At 68.1% G+C, this 9679-nt stretch carries 11 protein-coding genes, 1 tRNA gene and 1 pseudogene; 9 read left to right on the top strand and 4 right to left on the bottom strand.

Annotated elements, in window-relative coordinates; all coding sequences use genetic code 11:
• Positions 1-99: 99 nt before the first annotated feature.
• From ENN83_RS13925 to ENN83_RS13915, 3 genes are all read right to left on the bottom strand, one after another.
• Positions 100-1338, bottom strand: a complete 1239-nt coding sequence (locus tag ENN83_RS13925) for a PAS domain-containing protein (protein ID WP_287187906.1) — start codon at positions 1336-1338, stop codon at positions 100-102.
• 64 nt (positions 1339-1402) lie between these two features.
• A complete protein-coding gene (gene rsmD, locus ENN83_RS13920; RefSeq protein WP_287187904.1) occupies positions 1403-1999 on the bottom strand; it encodes a 16S rRNA (guanine(966)-N(2))-methyltransferase RsmD in 597 nt (198 codons plus the stop codon).
• Positions 1996-3204 carry an NAD(P)/FAD-dependent oxidoreductase gene (locus tag ENN83_RS13915; RefSeq protein WP_287187903.1) on the bottom strand — a complete coding sequence of 403 codons (1209 nt, stop codon included), beginning with the start codon at positions 3202-3204 and terminating at the stop codon, positions 1996-1998. The genes rsmD and ENN83_RS13915 overlap by 4 nt, the downstream gene beginning before the upstream one ends.
• 80 nt (positions 3205-3284) lie before the next feature.
• Between ENN83_RS13915 and ENN83_RS13910 the strand changes: the two genes are divergently transcribed.
• Entirely contained in the window at positions 3285-3773 is a 489-nt protein-coding gene (locus tag ENN83_RS13910; RefSeq protein ID WP_287187902.1) for a peroxiredoxin, read from the top strand.
• 274 nt (positions 3774-4047) lie between these two features.
• Positions 4048-4197 carry a hypothetical protein gene (locus ENN83_RS13905; protein WP_287187900.1) on the top strand — a complete coding sequence of 50 codons (150 nt, stop codon included), beginning with the start codon at positions 4048-4050 and terminating at the stop codon, positions 4195-4197.
• Positions 4198-4207: 10 nt separating this feature from the next.
• Here ENN83_RS13905 and ENN83_RS13900 read toward each other — a convergent pair.
• A tRNA-Lys gene (locus ENN83_RS13900) sits at positions 4208-4283 on the bottom strand.
• Positions 4284-4393: 110 nt separating this feature from the next.
• Here ENN83_RS13900 and dapF point away from each other — a divergent pair.
• The 7 genes and pseudogenes from dapF to ENN83_RS13865 form a co-directional block, all read left to right on the top strand.
• The gene (gene dapF, locus ENN83_RS13895) at positions 4394-5230 is read left to right on the top strand and encodes a diaminopimelate epimerase (RefSeq protein ID WP_287187899.1); all 837 of its coding nucleotides are present in this window, start codon (positions 4394-4396) and stop codon (positions 5228-5230) included.
• Positions 5231-6496 carry a tRNA (N(6)-L-threonylcarbamoyladenosine(37)-C(2))-methylthiotransferase MtaB gene (gene mtaB, locus ENN83_RS13890; RefSeq protein WP_287187897.1) on the top strand — a complete coding sequence of 422 codons (1266 nt, stop codon included), beginning with the start codon at positions 5231-5233 and terminating at the stop codon, positions 6494-6496.
• 84 nt (positions 6497-6580) lie between these two features.
• Positions 6581-6859, top strand: a complete 279-nt coding sequence (locus tag ENN83_RS13885) for a hypothetical protein (protein ID WP_287187895.1) — start codon at positions 6581-6583, stop codon at positions 6857-6859.
• A pseudogene (locus tag ENN83_RS13880) lies at positions 6859-7211 on the top strand (glutathione S-transferase N-terminal domain-containing protein). Before ENN83_RS13885 ends, ENN83_RS13880 begins: the two are co-directional and overlap by 1 nt.
• 353 nt (positions 7212-7564) lie before the next feature.
• The gene (petA, locus tag ENN83_RS13875; RefSeq protein ID WP_287187893.1) at positions 7565-8122 is read left to right on the top strand and encodes a ubiquinol-cytochrome c reductase iron-sulfur subunit; all 558 of its coding nucleotides are present in this window, start codon (positions 7565-7567) and stop codon (positions 8120-8122) included.
• 11 nt (positions 8123-8133) lie between these two features.
• Positions 8134-9477 carry a cytochrome b gene (locus ENN83_RS13870; RefSeq protein ID WP_287187891.1) on the top strand — a complete coding sequence of 448 codons (1344 nt, stop codon included), beginning with the start codon at positions 8134-8136 and terminating at the stop codon, positions 9475-9477.
• Positions 9478-9494: 17 nt separating this feature from the next.
• The coding region (locus tag ENN83_RS13865) for a cytochrome c1 (RefSeq protein WP_287187889.1) at positions 9495-9679 on the top strand (185 nt) is incomplete at its 3' end.

Genomic DNA, 9679 nt, shown 5'->3' with positions numbered 1-9679 from the left:
GCGGGAAGGGGATCGCGGCGCATCGCCGTCAGATAGGGGGGCGCCTGCCGCCCCGCCAGTGGGCGGCGGCGGATTTCGGCAGGGCCGGGCGCGGCGGGTTCAGGCGGCCCGGCTGGCGTAGCGTTCCGCGCCGAAATGGATGCGTTCCGACAGCCGGATGATCGCCTCCAGCCGGTCCTTGATCGTGCTGTGATAGATGGCGAGATCCTCGATCATGCTGGACAGGCTTTCGCCGCCGGTCGTCAGGCGGCCGCATTCGACCCGGCCCATCACGCGGATCGAATCGAGCCCCGCGACCATCCGGCGCAGATCGTTGCTGGCCTGAGAGAGCGTGCGCGCCACGCGCATCGCCTCGGCCAGGCCGGTGCGGGCGCGCGTGTTGCACGCGGCCTCCAGCGCGGTCAGGGTGGCCATCTCGGCCGCGCTGTCGCCGGGGCCGGGCGTTCCGGCCTCGGCGCGGAACTGGCGGACCAGTTCCGACTGCACCTCGGCGCAGCCCATCAGGAAGACCGCGTCGCCGACCACGCGGCCCATGCGGTCGCAAAGGTTGTCCTGTTGCCCGGCAAAGCTGTTCAGCCGGGTGACGATCTCGCCCGAGGCGGTCTTGTAGTTCTCGGAAATCGCGGTGATCGGCCCGCCTGCGGGTTCCAGCCGGTTGGCGAGGATGCGGATATTGGTCGGCACCGATTTCAGCGCGCCGAAGGTCCGGATCAGGTCGCGCTGTTCGCGCGCGGCTGCGCCGAGGCTGTCGCTGACCGCTTCGATCTCGGCCAGCCTTTCGCAGCGTGCCCGGCCCGAGGCGGCGTCGCGCGCGGCCAGTTCCTGGCTGAGCGCGCGGGACATGAAGTCGGCATAGCCTGAGAAGCCCAACTCGCCCAGCCGTGCGAGCAGAAGCGCGGCGCTGGCCTCGGGGCTCAGGTTTTCGTCGTGTTCGCGGGCGCGAAGGGTTTTGTATTCCGCGCGCATGGTCGCGAAAAGCGGGGTCGAGGGCTTGATCCGCACCGACAGGAAGCCGCCCTCGATCGGCAGGACCACGGCGAAGACCCAGTAATGCCGCCCGTCGCGCGCCCTGTTCTTGACATAAGCCGCGATCGGCTGGCCGCCCTGGATCGTCTGCCACAAGAGCCAGAACACCGCGCGCGGCATGTCGGGGTGGCGGATGATCTTGTGCGGAGCGCCGATCAGGTCCTTCCAGTCATGGCCCGAGACGCGCCGGAACACGGAATTCCCGGCCCGGATCACGCCGCGCTGATCGGTGCGGGAATAGAAGATCTCGTCGAGCCCGAATGCGACCTCGCCCCGGTCGGGAATCGGTTCGCGGCTGCCGGTCTGACGCATGGACAATCCCCGTATGACGGGCCGCGACTCGCAGCCCATTGAAAATCCTGCCAAGTTTATGGGGTCATATCTTTCCAAAGGGTTGCTGTCCGTCCCTCGGCGCGGTCCGGCGCAGGATCGTGACCGATGTCTCGCCATGGCGGCGACTGTCCAGCAGGTCGATGCCCTCGGGGGGTGTGATCTCCGCGCCCTCCTCCCAGACGATCAGCGCGCCGGGCGTGATCCAGCCGCCGGCCAGCGCCGAGGCGAGCGCGCGTTCGCCCAGCCCCATGCCATAGGGCGGGTCGAGAAAGACCAGATCGAAGGGCGCCCCCGGGCAGGCCCCCAGCCGCGTCGCATCGCGCCGGATCAGCACGGTTTCCGCCTCGGCCCGGCATTTCGCCACGTTCTCGCGGATCAGCGCGGCCGCCCTGGCTCCGTTCTCGACGAAGCTCACCTGCGCCGCGTCGCGCGACAGCGCCTCCAGCCCCAGCGCGCCGGTGCCCGCGAACAGGTCCAGCACCCGCGCGCCCGTCACCGGGTCGCCATGGCTGCCATGGGTCAGGATGTTGAACAGGCTTTCGCGCACCCGGTCGGCGGTGGGGCGCAGATGCGTCGCCGGATCGCCCTTGCCGACCGAGGCAAGCCTGAGCCCGCGGTATCGCCCCGCGATGATCCTCACGCCGCCATCAGGGTCTTGAGATCGACCGCCGGATCGGCCACCAGCGCCGGGTCGGGCGAGCGCCCGGCCTCGATCAGGCGCTTGGCCGTCATGTAGGCGCGCGGCTCGTTCATCGCGTCCACCGCCAGCAAGTCGGCGCCGCGGTAATACCAGTGGCTGGCGCCGGTCTTTTCGCCCGGCCGCACCACCACCCGGTCATGGCCGGCATTCAGCCCGGCGATCTGCAACTTGACGTCATACTGGTCCGACCAGAACCACGGTTTCGGATCATAGGCGGCCCCGGCGCCCAGCATGTTCGCGGCGACCGCCTCGGCCTGCTCGATGGCGTTCTGCACGCTTTCCAGCCGCAGCCGCCCGCCGCGCCAGGGAAAGCTTGCGCAATCGCCCGCGGCCCAGATCGCCGGATCGGATGTGCGCCCCAGCGCGTCCACCGCGATCCCGTCCGCGATCGCCAGCCCTGCGGCCTCGGCCAGATCGGTGGCGGGTGTGACCCCGATGCCGGCGATCACGAAATTCACCGCCAGCGCCGTGCCATCGGTCAGGTCCGCCCCGTCGACATGCCCGGCGCCGGTCAGCCGCACCAGCCCCGTGCCCTCGCGCAGATCGACGCCATGGGCGCGATGCAGCGCGCGGAAAAAGTCAGAGGTCTCGGCACAGGCCACGCGCTGCAATATCCGCGCTGCCGTCTCGACCAGCGTCACCTTCAGGCCCCGCGCCGCGGCGACCGCCGCCGCCTCGAGCCCGATATAGCCGCCGCCCACGATCAGCACCCGGGCGCCCTCGCGGAAGGCGGGCGCCATGCCGTCCACATCGGCCAGCGTGCGCACCAGATGCACCCCGCCCAGATCGCCCCCCATCGCCGCGGGCAGACGCCGAGGCACCGCGCCCGTGGTCAGCGCCAGCATGTCATAGCCGATGGCCGCGCCGCCCGCATGCACCTCGCGCGCCGCCCGGTCGATCCGCGCCGCCTGCAGGCCAAGCCGCAGCTCGATCCCGTGCTCGGCATAGAACTCTGCCGGACGCAGATAGAGCCGCTCGACGCCGATCTCGCCCAGCAGGTATTTCTTGGACAGCGGCGGGCGCTGATAGGGGGGGGCGGGTTCCTCGCCGATCATGGTGATCGGCCCCTCATGGCCCAGCACGCGCAGTTTCGCGGCCAGCGCCGCCCCCGCCTGACCGGCGCCGATGATGACGATACGGGACATTGCACTTCCGCTCCGGCACGATCCGGGGCAGACACTATCTGACGGCCGAAACCGTTTGCAATCCATCAGGAGGGACAGAAATGACGATTTCCACCGGCGACCGCCTGCCCGAGGCCACCTTTGTCCGACTGGGCGAGGCCGGCCCCGAGGAGGTGAAACTCTCCGAGACGCTTGCGGGCCGCAAGGTGGTGATCTTCGCCGTCCCCGGCGCCTTTACCCCCACCTGCCACTCGGCCCATGTGCCAAGCTTCGTGCGGGTGATGGACCAGCTCACGGCCAAGGGCGTGGACGAGGTGATCTGCCTTGCCGTCAACGACCCCTTCGTGATGAAGGCCTGGGGCGAGGCCACCGGCGCCACCGCTGCAGGCATCACCATGCTGTCGGATCCGCAAGGCGACTTCACCAAGGCCATCGGTCTGGATTTCACCGCGCTGCCCGTGGGTCTGGTGTCGCGCTCGCGCCGCTATGCCCTGATCGCCGATGACGGGGTGGTGAGCGTCCTCAATCTGGAGGAAAGCCCCGGCGAATGCGGCATCTCTGCCGGGGAGGCCCTGCTCGAGGCGCTCTGAGTCAGGCCCCGCCCGACGCGCAACGGGGTGTTTGGCGGGTCTTTCGGGCCGGGTTCGGACGGGGTCGCCGGTCGATCCCCGTGGCCCGGTTCTGCATTGCGCGGATCGGGGTGATCCCGGGCTTGCCTTGCGGGCGTTTCTCACTGCGGAAGAACCGTCCTTGCACCGCCGCAGGGGCCGCAATACCAGCGCCGGTCGGGCAACGCTGTGTTCTTCGGGGGGAGTTCCTGAACCGGCCGCGCAACGTCGCGCCGGACACAAGACCCGCGCCCCGGTGCGGCTGACCACCGAAGCGGCGGGCCGCGAGGGGCTGGTCTGTTCAGCCTTCGAGACGCTGATCGCCCGGCCAGACGGCGAACGCGAGGTGTCGAACCCGCCGGACGGGGTCGCAGGATCCGCCGATAGTACCGGACACCAAGGGTGATCGTGACAAGTGGTGAGCCGTGCAGGATTCGAACCTGCGACCCACTGATTAAAAGTCAGTTGCTCTACCAACTGAGCTAACGGCCCACTTGAGGCCCGCTCTCTAGGAAATGCGCGGCAGGCGGTCAAGGGCAAAAACGGCCGCCTTGCACGGTGCCGCTGGATTCGGCGCGGCGGGGGGAGTATAGGGCGGCCCCATGGTCGAAACGCTTCATGGCAACGGTCTGCCCTTCGCCAAGATGCACGGGCTGGGCAATGATTTCGTCGTGATCGACGCGCGGGGGGGCGGGGTGCCGCTGACGCCCGGCCTGGTCGCGGCCATTGCCGATCGGCACCGGGGCGTGGGCTTCGACCAGTTGGCGGTGATCGAGCCTGCCGAGGGGGCCGATGCGCGGCTGGTGTTCTTCAATGCCGATGGGTCGGCCTCGGCCACCTGCGGCAACGCGACCCGCTGCATCGCGCGACGGTTGATGGACGAAACCGGCAAGGCGGCGCTGCGGCTGATCACCGAACGCGGGATGCTGGCGGCCTGCGATGCCGGGGGCGGGCTGACCTCGGTCAATATGGGGGCGCCGCTGCTGGACTGGACCGATATCCCGCTGGCCGAGCCGATGGACAGCCTGCATCTGCCGATCCCGGGCGATCCGGTGGCGACGGGGATGGGCAACCCGCATTGCACCTTTTTCGTGCCGGATGTGGCGGCGGTGGATTTGGCGGGTTTTGGCGCCGCGCATGAACACCACCCGCTGTTCCCGGCCCGCACCAACGTGCAGGTGGTGCAGGTCACCGGGCCCGACCGGCTGCGGATGCGGGTGTGGGAGCGGGGCGCGGGGATCACGCTGGCCTCGGGGTCGTCCTCTTGCGCGGTTGCGGTTGCGGCGGCCCGGCGGGGGCTGACCGGGCGCCGCGTCACGGTCGATCTGGATGGCGGTGAATTGCAGGTCGACTGGCGCGCGGATGGCGTCTGGATGACCGGGCCGACGGCGCATGTCTTTGACGGGGTGCTGACCCCGGCCTTTCTGGGGGCGCTCTAGATGGATCGCGCCGCCCCCCGGTTCACCACGCTTGGCTGTCGGCTGAACGCCTACGAGACCGAGGCGATGAAGGAACTGGCCGCCCGCGCGGGGCTGGACGACGCGGTGATCGTGAACACCTGCGCCGTCACTTCGGAGGCCGTGCGCAAGGCGCGGCAGGAAATCCGCCGCCTGCGCCGCGACAATCCGCGGGCAAGGATCGTGGTGACGGGCTGCGCCGCCCAGACCGAGCCCGAGACCTTTGCCGCGATGGACGAGGTGGACCTGGTGCTCGGCAATGCCGAGAAGATGCGCCCCGAGACCTGGGCGCGACTCGCAGCCCCCGATTTCATCGGCGAGACCGAGCGGGTCATGGTCGACGACATCATGTCGGTGCGCGAGACGGCGGGCCACCTGATCGACGGCTTCGGCACGCGATCCCGTGCCTATGTGCAGGTGCAGAACGGCTGTGACCATCGCTGCACCTTCTGCATCATCCCCTTTGGCCGGGGCAATTCGCGGTCGGTGCCCGCGGGCGTCGTGGTGGACCAGATCGCCCGGCTGGTGGAGCGCGGCTATAACGAGGTGGTGCTGACCGGGGTCGACCTGACAAGCTGGGGCGCGGATCTGCCCGGGGCGCCGCGGCTGGGCGATCTGGTGGTGCGCATCCTGCGGCTGGTGCCGGGGCTGGCGCGGCTGCGGATTTCGTCCATCGATTCCATCGAGGCGGATCCGGCACTGATGCGGGCGATCGCCGGGGAACCCCGCCTGATGCCGCATCTGCACCTGTCCCTGCAGGCGGGGGATGACCTGATCCTGAAGCGGATGAAGCGGCGGCATTCCCGCGTCGACGCCATCCGCTTCTGCCGTGAGGCGCGCGCGCTGCGCCCGGACATGACCTTTGGTGCCGACATCATCGCCGGTTTCCCGACCGAGACCGAGGCGATGTTCGCGAACTCGCTGGCGCTGGTCGAGGAATGCGGCCTGACCTGGCTGCATGTCTTCCCCTATTCGCCGCGGCCCGGCACGCCCGCGGCCCGGATGCCCCAGGTCGACGGCGCTGCGATCCGCGACCGGGCGGCGCGGCTGCGTGCTGCGGGCGATGCGGCGGTGGCCCGGCATCTGGCCGCGCAGGTGGGCCGCAGCCATCGCGTCCTGATGGAAAGCCCGCGGATGGGCCGGACCGAGCAGTTCGCCGAGGTCGATCTGGCCAGCGACCGGCCCGAGGGGCAGATCGTGACCGTGTCCGTCACCGGGCAGGCAGACGGGCGACTTCAGGCGGAATAGGGTCTGATCCTGACCGCAGACATGCGTGAATGGACAGCCGCCCCACCTTCGCCTATCCTTTCGCCGACCGAGGGAGGGACCGCGATGCCTCTGCCGATTGCCCCGATTGCCGGTGTGGCGCTGCGCTATGGTGCGCTGGCGCTGGCGGCCTATGCCATCACCCGCTACAGCACGCCGCTGCGCCGCGACCAGCGCAGCGAGGATGCGATGGACGAGCTGCACGAGGGCGTGCATTTCCGCCGCGACAGCGAACAGGTCAATGGCGGCGCGCGGATGAAACGCACGATCCGCGTGGGCCCGGCGGGCCCCGGCATCGAGATCGATGCGAGCGCGCTAGGCCGCATCCGTTTCCGCCGGGTATGATGCAGCTTTACGACAATCCGGCCTCGCCCTCCTGCCGCAAGGTGCGGGTGGTGCTGATCGAGACCGGCCAGATCGACGCGGTCGAGGTCCTGCCTGCGGCGGGCACCGCGCTGGACCGCGGACAGATGCCGCTGGCCGAGAACCCGCTGGGCAAGACCTCGTCCTGACCCGCCCCGAGGGACCGGCGCTATAAGACAGCCGGGCGATCTGCCGCTATCTGGATGCGATCGAGGCGCGCTGGATCAGCCAGCTTGCCGGGCCGCTGACGATGGGGCGGATGGCGCCGGGCTATCTCGATTTCCGTCACGGCGCGCGCGACTGGCGGCAGGGCGGCGAGTCGCTGGCCGCCTGAGAGGCGGGATTCGCCCGGCGCCCGGCGATGGAACAGACCGCTCCGGGGGGCTGATGCCTCGTAAAAAGGTCGTGAGCCGAGACGGGCACCCGGAACGTCCGCAGGGGCGTTCCGGATGCGGTGGAACGTCTCAGAATCGCTCTAAGCACCCAGATTCTTCTGGCTGAGACCAGATGTGTCGGGTATACGACAGTCGACCGGGATTTGACCGGCCCACCCCCCTTGCTGCGCGACTATGTCCGCTGGACGCAAGTGTTAATGGGGGTTAGGTAAACTTGGAAAAAGGCCGGGGCGTTTCCTGCGGCCCGTTTGCGAACCGACCGGACCTCCGGTCATGGAAAGGAGAATTTCTCGTGTCGCACGCAGAAGATCACGACGGTGCCCGCCGCGATTTCCTTTACTATGCGACGGCGGGCGCGGGTGTCGTGACCGCCGGGGCGGCGGCTTGGCCGCTAATCAACCAGATGAACCCCTCTGCCGACGTCCAGGCGCTCAGCTCGATCCGGGTCGACGTGTCCTCGGTCGTCGAAGGCCAGCAGCTGACGGTGAAATTCCTTGGCAAGCCGGTGTTCATTCGCCTGCGCACGCAGGAGGATATCGAACTGGCCCGCTCGATCCCCCTTGGCGATCTGGTCGATACCGACTCGCGCAACCCGAACAAGCCGGGCCAGGCCACGGACCAGAACCGCGCCATGGACGACGAGGGGCGCTGGCTGGTGATGATCGGCGTCTGCACCCATCTGGGCTGTGTGCCCATCGGCAACCAGTCGGGTGATTACGGCGGGTGGTTTTGTCCCTGCCACGGGTCGCACTACGATTCCGCAGGGCGCATCCGCAAAGGGCCCGCGCCCGAGAACCTGTACATCCCGGTCGCGTCCTTCGTGGACGAGACGACCATTCAACTCGGTTAAGGGAGCACCCGATGTCTGGTATTCCTCACGATCACTACGAGCCGAAATTGGGCTCCGAGAAGTGGCTGCATCGGCGCCTGCCGATCGTCGGTCTTCTCTACGATACCCTGATGATCCCCACCCCCAAGAACCTGAACTGGATGTGGATCTGGGGCGTCGTGCTGTTCTTCACGCTGGTGTTGCAGATCGTCACCGGCATCGTGCTGGCCATGCATTACGTGCCGCATGCCGACATGGCCTTCGCCTCGATCGAGCACATCATGCGCAACGTCAATGGCGGGTATTTCATCCGCTACCTGCACATGAACGGCGCCTCGCTGTTCTTCATCGCGGTCTATCTGCACATCTTCCGCGGCATCTATTACGGCTCGTACAAGAGCCCGCGCGAACTGACCTGGATCATCGGCATCCTGATTTACCTGGCGATGATGGCGACCGCGTTCATGGGCTATGTGCTGCCCTGGGGGCAGATGTCGTTCTGGGGCGCGACGGTGATCACCGGTCTGTTCGGCGCGATCCCGTGGGTGGGCGAACCGCTGCTGACCTGGCTGCAGGGCGGCCCGGCGGTGGACAGCCCGACGCTGACGCGCTTCTTCTCGCTGCACTACCTGCTGCCCTTCGTGATCCTGGGTCTGTCCATCGTGCATGTCTGGGCCTTTCATACGACCGGCAACAACAACCCCACCGGGGTCGAGGTGCGCCGCACCTCGCGCGAGGAAGCCGATGCCGACACCTTGCCGTTCTGGCCCTATTTCGTGATCAAGGATCTGTTCGCGCTGGGCGTGGTGCTGGTGATCTTCTTTGCGATCGTCGGCTTCATGCCGAACTATCTGGGCCATCCCGACAACTACATCCCCGCCGACCCGCTGGTGACGCCGCCCCATATCGTGCCCGAATGGTACTTCCTGCCGTTCTACGCGATCCTGCGGGCCTTCGACGGCGACGTCTGGGCCGTGCAGCTGCTCGACTGGATGTCCTTCGGCGTGATCGACGCCAAGTTCTTCGGCGTGCTGGCGATGTTCGGGTCGATCCTGATCATGGCACTGCTGCCCTGGCTTGACACGTCGAACGTGCGCTCGGGACGGTTCCGGCCGATGTTCAAGGTCGCCTTCTGGATCTTCTTCATCGACTTCTTCGTCCTGATGTGGGCGGGCGCCATGCCGGCCGAGGGCATCTACCCGACCGTCGCGCTGGTCGGCACGGTTGTCTGGTTCGGCTTCTTCCTGGTGGTGCTGCCGGTGCTGGGCGTGATCGAGAAGCCGCTGCCCCAGCCCGACACCATCGAGGAAGACTTCAACGCCCACTACGGCGATGGCGCGGCTGGCGGCAAGGCCGTCCCCAGCCCCGCCGAGTGAGAGAAGGGATCGGAAGAATGTTCAAGAAACTCACGATCACCGCGCTGACCGCCCTGACGCTTGGGGCGGGCGGCGCCCTCGCCGCCGGCGGCGGGGCCCATGTGACCGATTACGACTTCTCGTTCGAGGGTCCCTTCGGCCGCTACGACCAGGCCCAGCTGCAACGCGGCCTGCAGATCTATACCGAGATCTGCTCGGCCTG

The sequence above is a fragment of the Rhodovulum sp. genome (assembly GCF_011048875.1).
GTDB classification, from domain to species: domain Bacteria; phylum Pseudomonadota; class Alphaproteobacteria; order Rhodobacterales; family Rhodobacteraceae; genus Rhodovulum; species Rhodovulum tesquicola.
This window is presented reverse-complemented; position numbering and strand designations above follow the sequence as displayed.

Excerpts from the sequence above, each read along its gene's own strand:
- ENN83_RS13910 (WP_287187902.1), top strand. The coding sequence starts at position 3,285 with ATGACGATTTCCACCGGCGACCGCCTGCCCGAGGCCACCTTTGTCCGA.
- ENN83_RS13885 (WP_287187895.1), top strand. The coding sequence starts at position 6,581 with ATGCCTCTGCCGATTGCCCCGATTGCCGGTGTGGCGCTGCGCTATGGT.
- mtaB (WP_287187897.1), top strand. The coding sequence starts at position 5,231 with ATGGATCGCGCCGCCCCCCGGTTCACCACGCTTGGCTGTCGGCTGAAC.
- ENN83_RS13925 (WP_287187906.1), bottom strand. The coding sequence starts at position 1,338 with ATGCGTCAGACCGGCAGCCGCGAACCGATTCCCGACCGGGGCGAGGTC.
- dapF (WP_287187899.1), top strand. The coding sequence starts at position 4,394 with ATGGTCGAAACGCTTCATGGCAACGGTCTGCCCTTCGCCAAGATGCAC.
- ENN83_RS13915 (WP_287187903.1), bottom strand. The coding sequence starts at position 3,204 with ATGTCCCGTATCGTCATCATCGGCGCCGGTCAGGCGGGGGCGGCGCTG.
- ENN83_RS13870 (WP_287187891.1), top strand. The coding sequence starts at position 8,134 with ATGTCTGGTATTCCTCACGATCACTACGAGCCGAAATTGGGCTCCGAG.